Origin of the sequence: Leisingera sp. ANG-S5, from assembly GCF_000813925.1 — a bacterium.
GTDB lineage: Bacteria > Pseudomonadota > Alphaproteobacteria > Rhodobacterales > Rhodobacteraceae > Leisingera.
This window is the reverse complement of sequence record NZ_JWLH01000027.1, coordinates 49,450-69,781: the sequence shown is the minus strand read 5'-3', so window position 1 is coordinate 69,781 and position 20,332 is coordinate 49,450. Positions and strand designations below refer to the sequence as shown.

At 62.6% G+C, this 20,332-nt stretch carries 18 protein-coding genes; 5 read left to right on the top strand and 13 right to left on the bottom strand.

The genetic code is table 11. The features are described 5' to 3' along the window. The first annotated feature begins 12 nt into the window (after positions 1-12). Entirely contained in the window at positions 13-1,158 is a 1,146-nt protein-coding gene (locus RA25_RS21525; protein WP_039174900.1) for an iron-containing alcohol dehydrogenase, read from the top strand. Between the two features lie 69 nt (positions 1,159-1,227). On the opposite strand, the gene RA25_RS21520 is transcribed toward RA25_RS21525, so the two are convergent. Together RA25_RS21520 and RA25_RS21515 are read right to left on the bottom strand one after the other, a co-directional pair. Beyond that, positions 1,228-1,443, bottom strand: a complete 216-nt coding sequence (locus RA25_RS21520) for a hypothetical protein (RefSeq protein WP_019296725.1) — start codon at positions 1,441-1,443, stop codon at positions 1,228-1,230. Positions 1,444-1,590: 147 nt separating this feature from the next. Beyond that, positions 1,591-2,595: a LacI family DNA-binding transcriptional regulator gene (locus RA25_RS21515; protein ID WP_019296726.1), complete on the bottom strand. Its 1,005-nt coding sequence runs from the start codon at positions 2,593-2,595 to the stop codon at positions 1,591-1,593. A 144-nt stretch (positions 2,596-2,739) separates the two neighbouring features. Here RA25_RS21515 and gap point away from each other — a divergent pair, with 144 nt between their 5' ends. Beyond that, entirely contained in the window at positions 2,740-3,768 is a 1,029-nt protein-coding gene (gene gap / locus RA25_RS21510; RefSeq protein ID WP_039174898.1) for a type I glyceraldehyde-3-phosphate dehydrogenase, read from the top strand. Positions 3,769-4,003: 235 nt separating this feature from the next. Beyond that, on the top strand, positions 4,004-5,074 hold the full coding sequence (locus tag RA25_RS21505) for an Mrp/NBP35 family ATP-binding protein (RefSeq protein WP_039174896.1): 1,071 nt from the start codon (positions 4,004-4,006) through the stop codon (positions 5,072-5,074). Positions 5,075-5,280: 206 nt separating this feature from the next. On the opposite strand, the gene RA25_RS21500 is transcribed toward RA25_RS21505, so the two are convergent. From RA25_RS21500 to phnC, 5 genes are all read right to left on the bottom strand, one after another. Continuing rightward, positions 5,281-5,895: a chloramphenicol acetyltransferase gene (locus RA25_RS21500; RefSeq protein WP_039174895.1), complete on the bottom strand. Its 615-nt coding sequence runs from the start codon at positions 5,893-5,895 to the stop codon at positions 5,281-5,283. Positions 5,896-5,926: 31 nt separating this feature from the next. Further along, a complete protein-coding gene (gene phnE / locus RA25_RS21495; RefSeq protein ID WP_039174893.1) occupies positions 5,927-7,300 on the bottom strand; it encodes a phosphonate ABC transporter, permease protein PhnE in 1,374 nt (457 codons plus the stop codon). Next, complete coding sequence (phnE, locus tag RA25_RS21490) at positions 7,297-8,166, bottom strand: phosphonate ABC transporter, permease protein PhnE (RefSeq protein ID WP_039174891.1); 870 nt, start codon at positions 8,164-8,166, stop codon at positions 7,297-7,299. The genes phnE (RA25_RS21495) and phnE (RA25_RS21490) overlap by 4 nt, the downstream gene beginning before the upstream one ends. A gap of 115 nt (positions 8,167-8,281) precedes the next feature. Continuing rightward, positions 8,282-9,184 carry a phosphonate ABC transporter substrate-binding protein gene (gene phnD, locus RA25_RS21485; RefSeq protein WP_039174890.1) on the bottom strand — a complete coding sequence of 301 codons (903 nt, stop codon included), beginning with the start codon at positions 9,182-9,184 and terminating at the stop codon, positions 8,282-8,284. A gap of 64 nt (positions 9,185-9,248) precedes the next feature. Further along, positions 9,249-10,067 carry a phosphonate ABC transporter ATP-binding protein gene (gene phnC / locus RA25_RS21480; protein WP_039136719.1) on the bottom strand — a complete coding sequence of 273 codons (819 nt, stop codon included), beginning with the start codon at positions 10,065-10,067 and terminating at the stop codon, positions 9,249-9,251. Between the two features lie 215 nt (positions 10,068-10,282). Between phnC and rpe the strand changes: the two genes are divergently transcribed. Continuing rightward, positions 10,283-10,972 carry a ribulose-phosphate 3-epimerase gene (gene rpe / locus RA25_RS21475; RefSeq protein WP_039174918.1) on the top strand — a complete coding sequence of 230 codons (690 nt, stop codon included), beginning with the start codon at positions 10,283-10,285 and terminating at the stop codon, positions 10,970-10,972. Between the two features lie 182 nt (positions 10,973-11,154). Here rpe and RA25_RS21470 read toward each other — a convergent pair whose 3' ends face one another. The 6 genes from RA25_RS21470 to RA25_RS21445 all read right to left on the bottom strand — a co-directional run bounded on the left by RA25_RS21470 (position 11,155) and on the right by RA25_RS21445 (position 19,354). Then, positions 11,155-13,245 carry a 3-hydroxyacyl-CoA dehydrogenase NAD-binding domain-containing protein gene (locus RA25_RS21470; RefSeq protein WP_039174888.1) on the bottom strand — a complete coding sequence of 697 codons (2,091 nt, stop codon included), beginning with the start codon at positions 13,243-13,245 and terminating at the stop codon, positions 11,155-11,157. Between the two features lie 230 nt (positions 13,246-13,475). Next, positions 13,476-14,708, bottom strand: a complete 1,233-nt coding sequence (locus tag RA25_RS21465) for a Tm-1-like ATP-binding domain-containing protein (RefSeq protein ID WP_039174916.1) — start codon at positions 14,706-14,708, stop codon at positions 13,476-13,478. A 118-nt stretch (positions 14,709-14,826) separates the two neighbouring features. Then, positions 14,827-16,269, bottom strand: a complete 1,443-nt coding sequence (locus RA25_RS21460) for an aldehyde dehydrogenase (RefSeq protein WP_082023127.1) — start codon at positions 16,267-16,269, stop codon at positions 14,827-14,829. After that, entirely contained in the window at positions 16,176-17,795 is a 1,620-nt protein-coding gene (locus tag RA25_RS21455; protein WP_039174887.1) for a tripartite tricarboxylate transporter permease, read from the bottom strand. The genes RA25_RS21460 and RA25_RS21455 overlap by 94 nt, the downstream gene beginning before the upstream one ends. Positions 17,796-17,804: 9 nt before the next feature. After that, a complete protein-coding gene (locus RA25_RS21450; protein WP_039174885.1) occupies positions 17,805-18,335 on the bottom strand; it encodes a tripartite tricarboxylate transporter TctB family protein in 531 nt (176 codons plus the stop codon). Positions 18,336-18,406: 71 nt separating this feature from the next. Then, on the bottom strand, positions 18,407-19,354 hold the full coding sequence (locus RA25_RS21445; RefSeq protein WP_039174883.1) for a tripartite tricarboxylate transporter substrate-binding protein: 948 nt from the start codon (positions 19,352-19,354) through the stop codon (positions 18,407-18,409). A 161-nt stretch (positions 19,355-19,515) separates the two neighbouring features. Here RA25_RS21445 and RA25_RS21440 point away from each other — a divergent pair, with 161 nt between their 5' ends. Further along, a complete protein-coding gene (locus tag RA25_RS21440; protein WP_039174881.1) occupies positions 19,516-20,295 on the top strand; it encodes an IclR family transcriptional regulator in 780 nt (259 codons plus the stop codon). Positions 20,296-20,332: the final 37 nt, after the last annotated feature.

The window sequence follows — 20,332 nt, the reverse complement described above, 5'->3', positions numbered from 1 at the left end:
AAGGAACACATCATGTCTCTCGTTGGAAACTGGTCCTACCCGACCGCAATCAAGTTCGGCGCAGGCCGGATCAAGGAACTGGCGGATGCCTGTGCCGCCGCCGGCATCACGCGCCCGCTGCTGGTCACCGACAAAGGCCTGGCCGATCTGCCGGTCACCCAAGGCACACTCGACATTCTGGAGGCCGCAGGCCTGGGCCGCGCCATGTTCTCCGAGGTCGATCCGAACCCGAATGAGAAGAACCTGGACGCCGGCGTTGCCGCCTACAATGCGGGTGGCCATGACGGGGTGATCGCCTTTGGCGGCGGCTCCGGCCTGGACTTGGGTAAGATGGTCGCCTTCATGGCAGGGCAGACCCGCCCGGTTTGGGATTTTGAGGATATCGGCGACTGGTGGACCCGCGCCGACGCCGATGCCATTGCGCCGATCATCGCAGTGCCGACCACCGCTGGCACGGGTTCCGAAGTGGGCCGCGCCTCGGTGATCACCGACAGCGTCACCCACCAGAAGAAGATCATCTTCCACCCCAAGGTGCTGCCCGCGGTGGTGATCTGCGATCCAGAGCTGACCGTCGGCATGCCCAAGTTCATCACTGCAGGCACCGGACTGGATGCATTTGCTCATTGCGTCGAGGCGTTCAGCAGCCCCCATTATCACCCGATGTCCCAAGGCATTGCGCTGGAGGGCATGCGCCTGGTCAAGGACTACCTCCCGCGCGCCTATGCCGACGGCACCGACATCGAGGCCCGCGCGCAGATGATGTCGGCGGCTGCAATGGGCGCCACCGCCTTCCAGAAGGGCCTCGGCGCGATCCACGCGATGAGCCACCCGATCGGCGCGCATTTCAACACCCACCACGGCACCACCAACGCGGTCTGCATGCCCGCGGTGCTGGAGTTCAATGCCGCTGCGATTGCGGACCGGTTCAACATGGCGGCGGCTTACTTGGGCATTGATGGCGGCTTCGACGGGTTCCGCAGCTTCGTGCAGGAGCTGAACGACTCCTTGGGCATCCCGCGCGGTCTCTCAGACCTGGGCGTAACCGAAGCGGCCATCCCCGAGCTGGTCAAGGGGGCCATCATTGACCCCTCTTGCGGCGGCAACCCGATTGAGCTGACCGAGGAAAATCTTACCCAGCTTTTCAAGGCTGCGATGTGAACTTAAGCCATATCACAGGCTACGGCGCTCTCCGTCCCGCGGGGAGCGCTTTTTCTTTTGGCAGAGGCTTCACCCGCTGACATAAACCTTGTCCTTCGGGTAATAGAATATCTTTTGGTTATGCAGTTGCCCCAGCAGGGCATGAACCCGGCGCAGGGTTTCCGCATCTGCGCTGCCCGCTGCGGGATGCGCTTCAGATAATGCATCCCGCGTGTGGCGCAACGAGGTTTCAATCAGGTCCATATCTTCGACCGAAAGCTCGAACATGTCGTTGTACTTAGGCATCTGCACTCCTTTAGCGGGCTGACCCGTGCTGCACTGGAACCATGTTCTCAGGTTGCCTCGGGGCGGCCGGTAAAGCTAGAAAAATCGCCGGGCGGCCCGGCAGGCCCGTACCCTTCCGAAGGAAATGCTTATGATTCCGGCGGTTGACTACAGCGTCTCACCCAGGCTGATTGCCGGTGCCAAGCGATTGAATACCAGCCCGTCTGTCCCGCCCGGCTCCCGCGATTTCAGAATGATCTGCGCCGCGCGTTCACCGATTTCATGGCGGCAGGCATCCGTCGTCGCCAGTTGCAGCGGCAAGCCCTGCAGGATTTGAAGATTATTGAAACCGGCCAAGGCGATATCACCGGGCACCGACAGGCCCGCGGCCAGGCAATGCATCAGCCCGCCAACGCTCATCACATCGCTGGAATAGTAAATGCACTCTAAATCCGGTCTGCGCGCCAGCATTTGCGCCGTCAGCTGGCGGCCGGTTTGGATTGCGCTTTCACCGGAGTAATGCTCAGTATCGCCGAGCGTCACACCCTGCGCCGCCAGCCCGTCCGTGAAGCCATCAAAGCGTTTCCTGGCACGAAAATCCTGCGGCATCTTGGTGCCGATGAAACCGATCTTGCGGTAGCCGCGGGCAAGGATCTGCTCTGCCATATCGCGGCCTGCCTGCAAATGCGAAATGCCGACGCAGTGGCGCACAGGGTCGCCGTCAACATCCATCACCTCCACCACCGGGCAGTCGGCCTGCTGCAGCATCCGGCGTGTTGCCTCGGTGTGCTCCAGCCCGGCGACAATCAGACCGGAAGGGCGCCAGCTGAGCATCTCGCGGGTGACGCTTTCCTCTTCTTCAAGGTCGTAGCCGGAGACGCCAACGACGGGCTTCAGCGGACTGTCCTTCAAGACGGCAGAAATACCAGAGAGCACCTCCGGGAAAACAAAACTGTTCAGCGACGGCACCACCACCGCCACCAGATTGACCGACTGCGAGGACAGGGAACCGGCAATCCGGTTCGGAACATAACCGTGGGTCCGGGCAATTTCCTCGATCTTCGCCTTGGTCTTGGCTGATACATCCGGTGCCCCGCGCAAGGCACGGGACGCGGTCATCTCACTGACACCGGCCAGCTTGGCCACGTCTTTCAGAAGCAGTTTCTTGGTCATCCCCCCATGCTCCTGCAGTTTGCTGGCCACCGCAAGGGCTGCTCTGCCGGCGAGGGGCTTGATTTTCGCATTCGTTATCGCTATCGGTATCGCAACCGTTATCGCTACCGGATTGAACTCCGGTACACCAGCCGGAGATCAGAGATGACACTGAAAATTGCAATCAACGGATTCGGGCGGATTGGCCGCGGGGTACTGCGGGCGCTGCTGGAACGCGATGCCAGGGATATCGAGGTCGTGGCCATCAACGACCTGTCGCCGCCGGAAACGCTGGTGCATTTGCTGAAATACGACAGCGTGCACGGACGCCTGAAGACACCTGTGTTTCTGGCGGACGATCTGATCCGCGTCGGCCCTCATAGCATCCGCCTAAGCGCCTTCCGCAACCCGGAGGACCTTCCCTGGGAGGATGTGGACATCGCCTATGAGTGTACCGGCCTGTTCACCGCTCGTGACGATGCCGCCCGGCATCTGAAAAACGGCTCCAAGCGGGTTTTGATCTCCGCCCCCGGAAAGAATGCCGACCGGACTGCGGTCTTTGGTGTGAACCACATGGACCTGACGGCAGAGGATTTGATCGTTTCCAACGCCTCCTGCACCACCAACTGCCTGGCGCCGCTGGCCAAGGTGCTGGACGAGGCCTTTGGCATCAAAACCGGCTATATGACCACGATCCACGCCTATACCGGCGACCAGCCGACCCATGACACCAGCCACAAAGACCTCTACCGCGCGCGTGCCGCCGCGTTATCAATGATCCCCACCTCCACCGGAGCGGCCCGGGCAATTTCGGAGGTGCTGCCGCATCTGAATGGCCGCCTGGAAGGCTCTGCCATCCGGGTGCCCACTGCCAACGTTTCCGTTGTGGATCTGAGCTTTGTGCCGGAGCGCCCAGCCACAGTTGAAGCAGTCAATGCCGCAGTCAAAGCGGCTGCCACGAATGGGCTGGAGGGCATCCTTTCCTACGAGGATGACCCGCTTGTATCCGTCGACTTCAACCACGACCCGCATTCCAGCTGCTTTGCCGCAGCGCAAACCGCTGTCACAGCGGAGGGGCTGGTGCGGGTGGTCAGCTGGTATGACAACGAATGGGGATTCTCTAACCGCATGGTGGACACCGGCCGCCGCATCGGCGCGGTGATGAACGCCGCCGAAGTGGCCTTAGCCAGCTGACGGGATCCTCCCGCCCGTCCTCGGCCCGATGGGCCTCCTCCCGTTGGGCCCAGCGCCGCGCTGACGCGCGGCGCTGCGGCGTTTGCCGACAAGTGTCCGGTCTTGAACAAGGCCAGCCCGCAAAAAAGCTGACTCCAGGATGCGCTAAATCAAACTCCTGCCCGGGTATGGCTGGCAAGACCAGCCGAATTGCGCCAGAACAGGCGCAAGACATGACCAGCTACAGGAGACCGGCGTGACCGTCACCCGTGAAACCGTCCTTGAGGCGCTCAAGACCATCACCGACCCCGTTAGCGGCAGCGACATCGTCAGCGCAGGCATTGCCCGTGCCGTCACTGTCGAAGCCAGCACCGTCCGCTTTGTGCTGGAAATCGATCCCGGCAAGTCTGACGCCTACGGTCCGGTGCGCGATAAGGCTGATGCGGCAGTGGCGGCGCTGCCGGGGGTTGAGAAGGTCTCTGCGATGCTCACCGCCCATTCGGAAAAGGCACCGCCGGACCTGAAACCGAAGAAAGCAGCCCAGCCGCAGCAGCAGGCGCCGCAGAAGGTGCCCGGCGTGGCCCGGATCCTCGCCGTGGCCTCGGGCAAGGGCGGCGTTGGCAAGTCCACAGTTTCCGCCAATCTCGCCTGCGCGCTGGCAATGCAAGGGCGCAAAGTGGGCCTGCTGGATGCCGACGTCTATGGCCCCTCGCAGCCCAAAATGCTGGGGGTCAGCGGCCGCCCCGCCAGCCCCGACGGCAAGACCATCCTGCCGCTGCGCAACCATGGGGTCACAATGATGTCGATGGGACTGATGACCGGCGAGGACCAGGCGGTGATCTGGCGCGGCCCGATGCTGATGGGCGCGCTGCAGCAGATGCTGGGGCAGGTGAATTGGGGCGAGCTGGACGTGCTGATCGTCGACCTGCCGCCCGGCACCGGCGACGTGCAGATGACGCTGGCGCAGAAGACCCATGTGGACGGTGCCATCGTGGTCTCCACCCCTCAGGATGTGGCGCTGATCGACGCGCGCAAGGGCATCGACATGTTCCGCAAAATGAACGTGCCTGTACTGGGCATGATCGAGAACATGTCCATCCACATCTGCTCCAACTGCGGGCATGAAGAACATGTCTTCGGTCACGGCGGCGTCGCACTTGAGGCGCAAAAGCTGAACGTGCCGCTGCTGGGCGAGGTACCGCTGCATCTGGACGTGCGGCTGGCTGGTGACAACGGCACGCCCATCGTGGCAGCCAAGCCCGGCAGCGCCCAGGCCAAGGTGTTCTTGGACATCGCCACTCAACTTGTGGACGCAGGCGCCGCCTGACCCCTGCCATCCCCGCCTCAAGGGCCGCCAAGCGGCGGCGCGCAGCGCCGTTCACCCTTGAGGCGGGGATGGGAGACCGAAAATAGAAAAAGCGCTTCAGGGCTAACCTGCCCCTGAAGCGCGTCGCCGCGCAACGGCGCCACGCCCAACTGTGACGCACATTCTGGGAATGTGCTGGAACAGGCGGGAGCTGCCCGCCTGCGGAATCAGGAATACTTCTCCAGGAACTCTTCGGCCCTCAAGCTGCGGAAGTCTGGCAGCGCGGTCCGCAAGGCCTCGTGGTCCCAGTCCCACCACGCCAGTTCCATCATCTGCTCGGCAACCGCCTCAGAATAGCGGCGGCGGATCACCTTGGCTGTGTTGCCGCCAACTATGGTGTAGGGCGCCACGTCCTTGGTCACAATCGCGCCTGAGGCCACGACCGCGCCATGCCCGATGGTCACCTCAGGCTTGATCATTGCCCCATGGCCGATCCAGGTGTCATGGCCGATGCAGGCAGTTCGCCCGGCGCGGCGGTCAAACCACTCCGCATCATCCTCTGCATCGTCCCAATAGCTTGCAGAGCGGTAGAGGAAATGATGCAGAGACGCTTTCTCCATCGGATGGTCGGAGGCGCCGATCCGCACGAAGCTGGCAATATTGGCAAACTTGCCGATCTTTGCATTGGCAATGTCACAGGTCCGGTCGCAATAGCTGTAGTCTCCGATTACTGCGTTCGCCACCCGGCAGCCGGCGCCGATTTCGACATAGGCACCGAAACGGCTGCCAGTGATCGTGCAATCAGGGTGGATGAACGGTTCTTCAGCCTTCAACCGGGGCATTGTCAGTCCTCCTCAGGAAGCCGGGGCAAGGTCAGGGCAGCAGGAACGCCCCGCCCTCTTCCGGCTTCCGCGGCTTGCGCTTGGCCTTGCCGCCCTCGCCCTTGATCAGGCGGCGCCGCAGCCAGCCGGAGAACCAGTCCATCAGCATCACCATCAGGATGATCAAGGTGATGTAATAGGCCACTTCCTCCCAGTCCTTCTGGGTGATGATCGCCTGGGTCAGCAACAGGCCGATGCCGCCGCCGGTGATAGCGCCGATGATGGTGGCTGACCGTGTGTTCGACTCGAGAAAATAAAGGAGCTGGCTCAGCAGAACCGGCGTGATCTGCGGGATCACCCCGAAGCGGTAGCGCTGCACCGGCTTGGCTCCGGTTGAGGCCACGCCTTCGATCTGCTTCTGGTCAACGTTCTCCAGTGCCTCGGAGAAGATCTTACCGAAGGTGCCAGTGTCCGTCACCAGAATCGCCAGCGCGCCGGTCAGCGGTCCGGGGCCAAAGGCCCGCGCCAGCACCACTGTCCAGATCAGCGAGTCGACGCCGCGCACGAAATCGAACACGCGGCGCATGGCAAAGCGAATGCTGCGCAAGGGCATGAAATTCCGGGTCGCCAGAAAGGCCAGCGGAAGCGCGATGATGCCGGCACCGATGGTGCCGAGGAAGGCCATCAGCAGAGTCTCAGCAATGGCCCAAGCCACATCCTGATGGCGCCACATCTTGTTGGTCCAAAACTCCTGAAAGATCGCACCAGCCTCGCCAGTGGCGGCACGCTGCACCAGCTCCCCTGCGCCCATGCCGTAGTACGGGCTGTCGAGGGTAAAGAAGAACAGCTCCCACCCCGCGAAATAGCGGAAAACTTCCGCCCGGTTGCGGGTCACGGTCAGGCGGCCCGCCTCCGTGGTGACGGCCAGGCGGTTCTTCGAAACACTGATCCACTCCGGCACATCACCGGCAGGCAGTTCCGCTTGCACGCCCGCGCTGCGGCTCGGCGTGGCGCGCACTGTGCCATAGCCGGGGATTTCATATGCGATGGTCTCCGGGCCGAAGGTGACCTTATGCCCAGCCTCCAGATCAATCACAGTGGTCTCGCCCAGGGCCACCCAGTCCGGTGACATGCCGTCGGGATAGGCGCCCTTGCGCTCGCCCTCGATGGCCACCGACACCTCACCGCTGCGGTTGTCTCGGGTGACATGGGTCTTGTAGCTGTAGCTGTCGCTGACCAGGGTCGTGGCGTTGTCCAGGCTGGCACGCTCCCACAGCCCCGGCATGTCGAAGACCACAAAGACATAGGCGAGATAGGCCAGCACCGCGGCGGGCAGGGCAAAATTCATCAGCCGCTTTTTCAGAAACAGCCGCGAGATGTCCGACTTCAGGTCTGCCGGCGTTAGGGTGGTGTCAAAAGTGGTCATGCCTTCGCTCCATGGGTCAGGCGGTCACGCAAGAGGCCGGACAGCTGGTCAACGGCCACGATTGAGACAAACAGGAGAAGAAAGATCGAGGCGGCCTCGTCATAGCGCCCCTGCCCCCAGGACATGGCGTTTTTCAGCTCGTAGCCGATACCGCCCGCGCCAACGAAACCAAGGATGGCAGAGGCCCGGATGTTGATCTCAAAGCGCAAGAGCGCATAGCTCACATAGTTCGGGCCGACCTGCGGGATCACCCCCAGCGTCATCCGCTGCGCCCAGGTGGCGCCGACGGAGGTGAGGCCTTCAACCGGTTTCAGCGAGGCGTTTTCGTTCACCTCGGAAAACAGTTTGCCCAGCGCGCCGGCGGTGTGGATGGCAATCGCGATCATCGCAGGCACTGGCCCGCCGCCGAGCACAAATATCAGCACCAGCGCAATGACGATTTCCGGAATCGCCCGGCAGACATCGCTGATGCGGCGGAACAGCGGGATAAGCGCGGGCCAAGGCGCCATGCCGCGGGTCGCCAGCAGCGACAGCAGTGTGCCGAACACGGCCCCCACCAGGGTCGAAGCGGCGGCGATGTTCAATGTCTCCACCAGCGCCGGAAAGAAATGCACCACATGGCCCGGCAGTTGCGCCGCCTTTTCGGCGGCCTCCGCGAGAACTTCGGCAGGATAGTCGAAAATGCGGGTGAACCCGTCAGCAAAGGAGCCTGCGTTACGCGCATCCGCTGTGCGGAATCCAGACACCATTAGCGCCACAAAAACCGCCAGAAGAATACCGCCATAGAGCCGCTTGCGCTGGGTATGGGCGGTGTAGTGCTGCCGGATGTCCTCGATGCCCGGCCGGGCGGCTGTCAAATCTGCCATTTGGGGATCCTGATCTTCTAGGGATGGGTGTTACTGGGTCCATCCAGGAAATTGCGGGGCTCCAAGACCGGCCCGGAACCCCGCAGAGCACAACTAAATAAGTGCTGGGCTGAAATTACTGGGACTTCAGCTTGCGGGCCTCGATGATCACTTCGTAAGCGTCATGGGTGATCGGCATCAGACCTTTGGATTCGCCGCCCAGCACGTTATACATGCAGTCCGGGTCGATAGAGTTCATCGAGGCCAGCAATCCGGTCATTTTGACCTTCACATCTTCGGGCAGTTCGGTGCGCAGAACAAACGGGCCCTCCGGGATCGGCGCCGATTTCCAGATTTCCACCATGTCGTTCATATCGACCAGGCCGGCATCCACGGCGCGGCGCAGCGCGCCCGAATTGTAGCCGTCTTCCCATTCGCCCAGGCCGTCTGCCCAGCTGACGCCGCCATCCACGTCGCCGTTTGCTACGGCCACAATGGTCTGCTCATGGCCGCCAGTGAACTTCACTTCGCCGAAGTAGTCACCGGAGTCCATGGTCGCGCCAGTCACCTGCGGAATTTCGATCGACGGGATCAGGTAGCCGGAGGTGGAGTTCGGGTCGCCAAAGCCGAAAGTCTTGCCTTTCAGGTCTTCCAGGGTTTCGACACCGCTGTCTTTGCGGGCAAAGCCAATGGAGTAATAGCCATAGCTGCCATCGGTGTTCACCTTGACCAGCACCGGCTCAACAGCCTCAGGGTCAGAAAGGTAGGTCTTGGCATAGCCCGAAGCACCCAGCCACGCCATGTCGATGGTACCGCCCAGCAGGCCCTGGATCACGCCGTTATAGTCGGCAGGGGCAAACAGCTTGGTTTCAACGCCCAGCAATTCCTCGATCTTTTCACGCAGGCATTCCTGCTTGCTCAAACGGTCCTGAGCGTTCTCTCCGCCCAGGATGCCGATGCGGAATTCCTTGATCTCTTCTGCCGCAACAGGGGCAGTCAGCGCGGTGGTTGCCAGAACGGCAGCAATCAGTTTCTTCATCTCATGTCTCTCCGGTTGGGTCCCGGCAGAGCAGCCCGCCGGGTCGATGAATTCAGGTTCGGGGTTATTCGGCGGGAATGGCGGTGCGCATCGCGTCCGTCTTTTCCAGCGTTTCGATCTCGGTTGAGGTGGCGGCCTCGGAAAATTCCTCTCCGGCGCCGTAAATCTCGCGGGCCACCCCGGTAGTCAGTTGCTCCGGAAGCCCGTCAAAGACGATGCGCCCGTCGCGCATCCCGACCACCCGGTCGCAATAGCGGCGCGCAGTGTCCAACGTGTGCAGGTTGGCAATCACGGTGCGCCCGTCTTCCTCGTGGATGCGGCGCAGCGCCTCCATCACGGTTTGGGCGTTCATCGGGTCCAGCGAGGCAATCGGCTCATCCGCCAGAATGATTTTCGGGTCCTGCATCAGCGCCCGGGCAATCGCCACCCGCTGCTGCTGGCCGCCCGACAGCGCCTCTGCCCGCTTGGCGGCATGTTCAGCAATTCCGAGCCGGTCGAGGATGTCGATCGCCGTGTGAATATCTGCCATCGGATAGAGGTTGAACAGCGTCGCCATCGCATTGCGGCGGTTCAATGTGCCGTGCAAAACGTTGGAAACAACGTCCATTCGCGGCACCAGGTTGAACTGCTGGAAAATCATCGCGCACTCGGACTGCCAGGCGCGCTTGCCCTTGCCCTTCAGTCCTGTAATTTCACGCCCCTCGAACAGGATGCGGCCGCCGCTGGCGTCTTCCAGCCGGTTCAGCATCCGCAGCAGAGTGGATTTACCTGCGCCGGAGCGGCCGATGATGCCGATCATGCAGGGCTTATCGATGTCCAGCGTGGCGGTATCCACCGCAATCTTACCGCCGAAGCGTTTGGTCAGTTTGTCAATGCGCAGCACCGGGGCGCTCCCTTCTCGTTCCGGGATTGCCTATCGGCCCTGCTCAAAGCTCATGTGTCACTGCCGTGAAAGTTTTGTAACGCGGCCCGGCGCAACCGGCAGGCGCAGCGCCCAAGGAAACGGACCCGATGCTTAATCTGCCCCTGTGCACAGCGGGCCGGACGGTCTATACGGCCTTCGACTCCTCATTTCCCTTTGCAAAAGGAAGCTGCCAGATGTCCTTTGACCGCAAGATCAAGATCGCACCCTCCATTCTCTCCGCCGATTTCGCCAACTTCGGCCAGGAAATCCAGGCGATCGAATCCCAAGGCGCAGACTGGGTGCATGTGGATGTGATGGATGGGCATTTCGTGCCGAACCTTACTTTCGGCCCACAGGCGGTGAAAGCGTTCCGCCCGCATGTGAAAACCGTGATGGACGTGCACCTGATGATCGCGCCGGTCGATCCCTATATCGACGCCTACGCCGATGCCGGTGCAGATGTGCTGACCGCCCATATTGAGGCAGGCCCGCACATCCACCGCACCCTGCAGGCGATCCGCGGCGCGGGCATGAAGGCAGGTGTCGCACTGAACCCCGGCACCCCGGCAGAGGCCGTTGAGCACCTTCTGGACCTCACTGATCTGGTTTGCGTCATGACTGTGAACCCGGGCTTCGGCGGCCAGAAGTTCATCGACATGACCGCCAAGATCCGCCGCCTGCGGTCAATGATCGGCGACCGCCCGGTGCATATCGAGATCGACGGCGGTGTCGATCCCACCACCGCGCCGCTGGTGGCCGAAGCCGGCGCCGACGTGCTGGTCGCAGGCTCCGCCGTGTTCAAGGGAGGTTCGGTCAACACTCCGGAAGTCTACGGCGAGAACATCCGCAAGATCCGTGCCTCGACCGAAGGCACCTGGACCTGAGCACCGGACTCTCCCGCCAATCGCCGGGCGCATCCAAGATGCGCGGCTCTTGTTGGGCCAGGCGCCGCGCGTTCCGCGCGGCGCTTTTTTCGTGCTACGGTCAGCGTTTGCGCGTCCAGCCCGGCAACGCCGGGCCGCGCCCCGATGGCCCTCGACGGGCCGGAGGGGCGCCGCCCGCTTGCCTAGGCGCCTTTGTTCAGATCGCCGAAGGTTCTGCCCTCAGCCACCAAACGCTCCAGCAGCGGCGCCGGCTGCCAGAAGAAACTGTCCTCTTCCGCATAGACCTTGATATCGGCCAGGATGCCGTCCAGCCCCTGCAGATCGGCCCATTTCAGCGGACCGCCCCAGAACCGCGGGAACCCGTAGCCGAACAGCATCACCATATCCACGTCCAGCGGACGCCGGGCGATTCCCTCGCCCACCACCTTGGCGGCTTCGTTCACCATGGCGCACATGTAGCGGCGCAGTACCTCGGCATCACTAAACTCCCGCGGGGTGACACCCTGCTGCTCCTGGTCCCGGGCAATCAGCTCCGCCACCTCCGGGTTCGGGACGCCGCCGCGCTTGCCTGCCTCGTAGACATAAAAGCCCTTGCCGGTCTTCTGGCCGAAGTCACCGCCCTCGCAGAGCATCTCGTAGAACCGCGGCACCCTCTCACGCGGATTCCGCGTCGGCGCGCGGCGCTTGCGGGCCGCCCAGTTGATGTCCAACCCCGCCAAATCGCCCATCGCAAACGGTCCCATCGGGAAGCCGAAAGTGGTCACCACCTTGTCCACCTGGTAGGGCGAAGCGCCATCCAGCACCACATATTCCGCCGCCTTGCGGTAGGCGTTCATGATCCGGTTGCCGATGAAGCCGTCGCAGATGCCGGAACGGACCGCCACCTTCTTCAGCCGCTTTCCGAGAGCAAAGCCGGTGGCCAGAACCTCCGGCGCGGTTTTCTGAGCGACCACAACTTCCAAAAGCTTCATCACGTGGGCGGGGGAGAAGAAATGCAGCCCGATCACATCCTGCGGGCGGGAAGTTGCAACGGCGATCTCATCCACATCCAGATAGGAGGTATTGGTCGCCAGCACCGCCCCCTGCTTGCAATGCGCATCCAGCTTGCCGAAAACCTCGCGCTTGACGCCCATGTCCTCGAACACGGCCTCGACCACCAGATCCACCTGCCCCAGCGCGGCATAGTCCGTGGACACGGTCAGCGCCTCGCCGGTCAGCTGATCAAATTGCACCTGGGTGATCTTGCCCCGTTTCAAGGCCCCCTGCAGATTGCCTTCGATCCGGCCGCGCGCGGCGGTCACACCCTCATCCGTCATCTCGACCAGCACCACCTGCAGCCCGGCCAGCAGCGCCGCAGTGGCGATGCCCGCCCCCATGGTGCCGCCGCCGATTACCCCCATGGCGGAAACGTCCCGCGGTTCAATGCCGTCCAGCTCCGGCAGCTTGCTGACCGCACGTTCCGAGAAGAATGCGTGGATCAACCCCTGCCGCTGATCCGATTCCATAAGCTCAGTGAACAGCGCGCGCTCACGCTTAAGGCCGGCTTCAAAGCTCTCCGCCTCAGCCGCGGCCTGCACCGCGCGCACGGCTGTTGCCGGAGACAATTGGCCGCGGCCCTTCTTCAGCGTCACCTCATAAATGGCATCGAAGTCCACCGCTTCCGGCGCAGGCATGTCTCCGACCGCCCGGCGCGGCACGCCTGCATCCAGCAGTTCCTGCGCATACGCCAGGCCGATCTCGCGCGGCGCGCCATCTTCGATGCGGTCGATAATGCCCTTGTCCAGCGCCTCCGCCGCGCCAAAGTGGCGGCCCGAGGTGATCATCTCCAGCGCAGCCTCCGTTCCGGCCAGCCGCGGCAGCCGCTGGGTTCCGCCCGCACCGGGCAGAATGCCCAGGTTGACCTCGGGCAGCCCCATCTTTGCCGTAGGCACTGCAATCCGGTAGTGCGAGGACAAGGCCACCTCCAGCCCGCCGCCCAGCGCCGTGCCGTGCATGGCAGAGACCACGATCAGCGGTGAGGCTTCGATCCGGCTGCACAGACCCGGCAGGTAGGGGTCCTGCGGCGGCTTGCCGAATTCGCGAATATCGGCACCCGCAAAATAGGTCTTACCCTCGCCGTAAATCAGCACTGCCTTGGCACCCTCTTCTTCGGCACGCTCAATCCCGGCCAGCAGCCCTTTGCGCACATCAATGCCCAGCGCGTTCACAGGCGGGTTCTGCGCCTTCAGAACGGCAATATCGCCGACGCGCTCATATGCAATGGCTTCACTCATCCGGTCTTCCTCTCTCGTCCGCGGCGGCAGTGCCTGCCCCCCGTTCCCAACAGATTAGGCACGGCAGCCGGACCGGCGCCAAGCCCCAATGACAGCAGAAGCCCCGCAAACCCCGCATCACGGTGCTCGCAGCCTCCGGCGGCCTGTTTTGCTGGAATTTACGTAACAGAAACTGAGGAAAATGGAACCTTTTTGAAACACCTTATCCGGCAACGCTGCCGCAAAGCGTATCAGCCGGTTTTCACCACCCCGCTGGCGATCCAGCCATCGAGGATTTCCAAGGTCTTGGCGCAGAAGTCAGCGTCATTGATGTGGCAATCCAGCTCATGCAGCTCCGCATTCTCCGGGCAGCGCTCTCGCATTTCCTCGCAAAAGGCCGCCAACCCCTCCGCATCATGCAGCGGTGCACCTAAGCGGTCCCATTCATTGCAGCCGCCCGCGGGCAGCAGCACCGTCACCGGCGCCTGCGCGGTGGCGAGCTTGCTGCAAACCGCCCGCGCCACCTGCCGCCGCTCTTCCGCTTCCAGCATGGCGGAGGTCAAGAGCCGGTTGTGGGCGTGCGTCTCCCGGCCTTGCAACTGTACCGGAGTGTCCTGCCACCCAACAAAATCCACCAGGTCATAGCAGCCCGGCGCCACCAGCTGCGGCGTCGCGGATTTACCTGCGTTGGTCATCCGGTCCGCCCCCGCTGACAGCCCGCCAAACAGGTGGTTCGACACTTCCTGCGGGGCAAAATCCATCACCGCCGCAAAGGCGCCCTCCGCTGCCAAGCTCTCGAAAGCCCGCCCGCCCATGCCGGTGGCATGGAAAACCGCGACCTCAAAGCCGCGGTCCTCCAAGGCCGGTTTCAGCGACACCATGTAGCGCAGCACCGTTTTGCCGAAAGAGGTCATGCCGATCAGCGGCCGGTCGCGTTTGGGCGGCTCCACCGCCCGAGCCGCCCCCAGCACCGCACCGGCGGCCTGGCTGAGCGATGCCTTGCAGATCGAATTCAGTCCATAGAGCCCGCCAGCCCAAAGGATCATCTGCACATCCGCCGGAATCCGCTCCGGCGGCATCAGCGGCGAAAATGCGACGGTGGAAACGATGTACTTCGGCACTCCAACCGGCAATGCCGCACACATGTCCAGCGCGAGGTCGGTGCCCATAGTGCCGCCCAGCACGATCACCCCGTCAATGCGACCTGCCCGGTATAGCTCCAGCGACTTGGCCGCGGCCCCCGCCCCCATGATCTGCATGGCTGTGTTTTCGTCCCCCGAGGCAATCGCCGCCTCTATCGAACTGCCACCAGCCTCAGCAACCTCATGCTTGCTGATATCCGCGGGCTGGCTGGGATCCCCCAGCACGCTCACATCCATCGTCAGCACCTTGCCGCCCTGACCACGGATCACCTCCGCCAGGTAGCCCAGTTCATCGTCCTTGGTGTCATAGGTTCCGGCAACCAGAATGGTCTTGTCTGCCACAGGCTTTGTCTCCCGTTTAATCAGCGCCTGGACGGCGGTCACCGGCACGCCCAAGCTTTTCATCTTACCAAAAATACGCCCGCCGGAGGCCGCAGATTTTGCTCTCGCGAAGCCTGCTTCAGAGCTGGATCCAAGCGGTTTTTAGATCGGTGTATTTGTCCAGCGCGTGCAGCGACTTGTCATGCCCGTTGCCCGACTGTCCGACGCCCCCTAACGGAACGGTATTATCCGAACCGCCGTAGGTGTTCACATGCACGACACCGGCACGAACGCCAGCGACCATCCGGTGCGCGCGTGACAGGTTTTCGGTCCAAACCGCGGCGGCCAATCCGAAGTCGGTACCATTGGCCAAACTCAACGCTTCTTGTTCGGTCTCGAACTTGGTTACTGCCAGAACCGGCCCGAAAACCTCGCGCTGGAACAGCGCATGATCCCGGGTCACATGGGTCACGATGGCCGGCGACATATAGTTGCCGCCTGTGTCTTCCAGAATGCGCGTGCCACCGGTCACCACCTGCCCGCCTTCGGACCGCGCCATGTCCATGAACGACAAGTTGCGGCGAAGCTGCTCCTCAGAGTTCACAGCGCCGACCTGCGTGCTCAGTTCGAGCGGGTCGCCCACCAGCAGTGCCTCCGCCTCAGCTTTCAGCGTCTCAACAAACTCGTCGTGAATCGAAGCCTCGACCAGCAGGCGGGAACCGGCAATGCAGACCTGTCCGGAGTTCCGGAAGATGCCCGCCGCAGAGACTTTTGCGGCCTTGCCCAGATCCGGCGCATCCGCAAAGACAATGTTGGGAGACTTGCCGCCCAGCTCCAGGTAACAACGCTTGAGGTTAGACCGCGCCGAAGCTTCCAAAAGCTTGCGCCCCGTAGCGCCTGAGCCGGTGAAGGCCAGCACATCCACATCCATTGAAGCGGCCAGCGCCGCGCCGGTTTCAGCACCGGAGCCGGTCACCACGTTCAGCACCCCGTCCGGCAGCCCGCATTCGGAACAGATTTCGGCCAGCCGGAGCAAGGAGAGCGAAGCGGTTTCGGCAGGCTTCAGCACCACCGAATTGCCCATCGCCAGCGCCGGCGCCAGCTTCCAGGCACCGATCATCAGCGGAAAATTCCAGGGAACAATTGCCCCCACCACACCCACCGGCATCCGGTGCACCAGCCCCAGCACGTCGGGTGCGGTCGGTGCGACTTCACCCGCCACCTTGTCCAGCGCCTCAGCATAATAGCGGAAAGTTCCCGCTGCCGATCCCGGCTCTGCCTTCAGAGCCATATTGAACTCGGTGCCATTATCGCGCACGCCCAGAACCGCCAGCTCAACCGCCTCGGCAGCGATCCGGTCCGCAATCCTGTGCAGCACCTGCTTGCGCGCGGCGGGGCTCAGTCCGGCCCAGCGGCGATCCTCATATGCCCGCCGCGCCGAAGCCACAGCCTTTTCGACATCGGTTGCAGAGGCGCCCGCCAGCGTCGTCAGAACAGATCCGTCAACCGGCGAAGCAACTTCGAGTGTCTGGCCCGAACCTTCTTTCCATGATCCTTCAAGAAAGAGTTTCTGCGGCGCCACATCAAGCTGCCGAAGCTTGTCGATGCGCGATTGGTCTGCCATTCGGCCTCCTTCAGTTCCTTCCGGTCCTTCAGCACCCGCAGGATATGGACCGCCAGAACGATGATGATGATGCAAAACAGGATGAACGCCACCGGGCGGTCAATGAAATCAAAGGGTTCCTTCACCCGCGCCATGCCCGCGCGCAGCTTCACCTCCATGATGCCGCCCAGGACCATGCCCAGGATGATCGGCACCGACGGCAGCGACAGGCGCTTCAGGATATAGCCGAGGATGCCAAACGCTGCCGCCATCACACAGTCGGTGGCGGAGTTGCGCAGGGAATAAACCCCGACGAAGCTGAGCGTCAGGATGCAGACGCCGAGAAACCGGTTGGGGATGCGCACCACCTGGATCAGCGACCGGGTGGCAAACAGCAGGAACAGCAGCACCAGCACATTCAGCACCAGCAGTGCGAGATACAGTGCGACGACAAAGTCCATGTCGTTCTGGAAAAGCCCCGGCCCCGGCACCACGTTGTGCACATAGAACACCGACAGCATCATTGCCGTCAGCGCCTCACCCGGAATGCCCAGCGCCAGAAGCGGCACCATGGCAGCAGCAGGCACCGCGTTGTTGGCGGTTTCTGCAGCAATCAGACCTTCGGTGGAGCCATTGCCGAAATCCTGCGGCCGTTTCGATGTCTTTTGCGCATAGGTGTAGGACATGAACTGCGCGGTGAACTCGCCCACACCGGGGATCATCCCCATCAAGACGCCAAAGGTGGCAGAGACCCCCGCTACGCGCGGATGGCGTACCAGCTCGCGCAGCCCCTGGAACATGCCGCCGCGCAGGCGGGTCATCTGGACTTTCTCGTCTTCGTCGGTCAGCAGGACAAACGCCTGCGAGATCGCAAACAGCCCCAGAACCACAACGATAAGGTTGATCCCGCCGCCCAGGAAATCCTGCCCGAAGGTGTAGCGCTGGGTGTATTTCACCGGCTCCAGCCCGATGGTCTGAAGGAAGATCCCGAAGCAGGCCAGCGTCCCGGCAATCAACGCCTGGCCGCGGTGCGCGACCACCACCAGGATGAGGCCCAGCAGCGCCGCCATGAAAATCTCGCGCGAACCGAACATCGGCGCAATCTTTGCCAGCACCGGCGCAAACAGGATCAGACAGATGACCGAGAAGATGCCGCCGAAGAAGCTGGCCGAATAAGCCAGGCTCAAGGCGCGGCGCGGCTCGCCCCGCGCGGTCATCGGATAGCCGTCATAGGTGGTCAGCGCATTGACCGCGGTGCCGGGCGTGTTGATCAGGATCGCCGGGATCGCACCGCCGTACATGGAGGAGCCGTAGATCCCCAGCAGCACCGTCAGCCCGACAATCGGGTCCATCGAGAAGGTCGCGGGCAGCAGGATCGCAATTGCCACTGCCGGGCCAACACCGGGAATGGCGCCAATCAGCACGCCGCCGACTGAACCCGCCAGCAGCGCCAGCGCCACGTCCCAGCGCATCAGGATGTCTATTGCAGAGAGGATCAGGTCCATGACGGGCACTCAGAGATAGAGAATGAAGAAACTGCGCAGCGATCCCGGCAGGTACTCATAGATGAGCGCGCCAGGGATCTTGACTGACAGCAAGGCCTTGAACAGCACCACCACGGCCACGGCAAAACCCGCGCTGGTCCACAGCATGAGCGGGCTGCGGTAGCCCATCCGCCAGCTCAACAGCGGAACGAAAACCAGCGTCACCGGGAGGTAACCGATTATGGGAACCAGCAGGACATAACCCATGAACCAGCCGGCGAATTCAAACACCTGCCCCCAGCGCTTGACCTCCCACAGGTCATAACGGCTGACCCGCCGCCAGGGCAGCTTGTAGAGGTGCAGCCCGCCCAAGAGCACCATGCCGCCGATGGCGACAGCAGGCCAGAACCGGGGTTGGGCAAACAGTTTCGTCTTCTGCACCCAAGTGGTCTGCTCCGTAATCAGGACCAGCAGCAGCAATGCGACGCCCACCATGACCAGGGCAAAGACAAGCTGACCGCGCCGCGGTCCTACAAAGCGGCGTTCACGTTCCGATGGCATCTGAGGAGCTCTTTGTCCGCGCGAAGGGAAAGGGCACCGGGACCCCGCAAGGCCCCGATGCAGGGGGAGGATTATTCCGACAGCAAGCCGCCGATGCGGGCCATGGTATCGATGTCATTGGCCACGCGGGCTGCGCTGTCGTCCGCGCTCTGCCAGTAAACCAGTGCTCCGGTTTCCTTGGCGATATTCTGGGCGCGCTCGCTCATCACCGTTTTCTCGGCAACAGCTACAATCTTGTCGCGCACGTCCTGCGGAGTATCCTTGGTCACGAACAGCCCGTTCCACAGGGCGATATTCAGGCTTTCGTCCAGCTCGCCTATGGTCGGCGCATCTGGGACCAGCGGGATACGCCCGTCAGTGATAGAGACCAGCACCTTGACCTGATCCAGACAGGGCAGCACCAGCTGCAGCGTGGTGTTGATCACATCCGCATCGCCGGAGGCCAGCGTGTTGCAGTCCAGCGCATCAAATGCCGCATCCGAGCCCCATTCAAAGCCGGCGTTCTTGGCATAGGCCTTGGTCACCTGCGTCGGGGTCAGAACATCGCCGAAATGACCCAGCGCCACGTCGTTATCCTTGGCATAGGCCGCCAGCTCTTCCATCGTGCTGTAGGGCGCATCGCCTGAGGTGGCGATCACAAAGGGATAGGTCAGGAAGATACCCAGCGGGTCGAACTTGGCCGGTGTCAGCGGCGGGATGTCGATTTGGTGGCCCATCACCGGCACACCGATCACGAAAGAGCCGATGGTGTAGCCGTCGCTCGGCGCATTCGCGACCTCGATTGCCCCCGGGAAGGGCCCGCCGCCGCCGCCCGGTTTATTCACCACAGCTGCAGCAACGCCGTATTCGTTTTGGAAATCCTCGGCGATCATCCGCGTCAGCACATCCTCCAAGTCACCCGGCGGCCACGGCACGATGAAGTTAACCGGTTTTTCCGGATACTCGGCCTGCGCCGCAACCGCGCTCAGCCCCAGCGCCGCCGCTGCGACCGCCCCTTTCATGAGGGTTTTGAGTTTCATGGCTTTCCTCCCAGTTTGGCCATTCGGTTCACTATTCGAACCATTGGTTTGAATTTAGATTGACAGGCGCCCCCGTTATCTGTCAACAAAATTGCATCAAAGGTGCGTCTTTTTGCGCAGACGGCACCTGGCAAGACCTAACAGGGAGCATCGGCAAGAGCATGGGAACCGTGTCCAAAGCCTTGTCATTACTGACTTATTTTAACCATGGCCGGACTGAGATCGGGCTCAGCGACCTCACGCGCTTGTCGAGCATGAACAAGGCAACGGTCTACCGGCTGATGAGCGAACTGCAGGAATCAGGCTTTGTCGAACAGGCCGGCAGCGATCGTTCCTACCGGCTCGGCCCGCAGGTCTTGCGCCTCGCAGCCCTGCGCGAGGCAGCGGTTCCGATTCTTTCTGTTTCGCGCCGGGTGCTGCGTGACCTCAGCGACGAGACCGGTGAGACCACCCACCTGTCGCTGCTTCAGGGCAGCCAGCTGAATTCACTGTCGCACGCCTATTCCCCGCGCAATGCCACAAAGGTCATGATGGAGGACGCCGAGGTTCTGACCTTCCACGGCACCAGTTCCGGCATGGCGGTTCTGGCTTATGCCGACCCCGGATTTGCCGAGGAGGTGCTGTCGCAGCCGCTTGAGGCACGCACCTCCGAAACCATCACCGACCCTCAGGAAATCCGCGCCCAGCTGGACGAGGTCCGCAGCACCGGCATTGCCCAGTCCATCGGCGGATTTGAGGCGGATGTGCATTCCCACGCGGTTCCCATCTTTGGCCCGGACCGCAAAGTGATCGGCGCATTGGCCGTGGCCGCGCCAGTCTCCCGGATGACCGCAGAACAAAAAAATCTGATCCCGGCGGCCCTGCGCCGCGCGGGCGCCACTCTCACCCATCGCATCGGCGGCTCTGCCCCTTCGGACTATCCGCAGGAAGAAACCGCCTGAACCTCTCACCGGCCCGGACCGGGCCGCATCCAGGAGC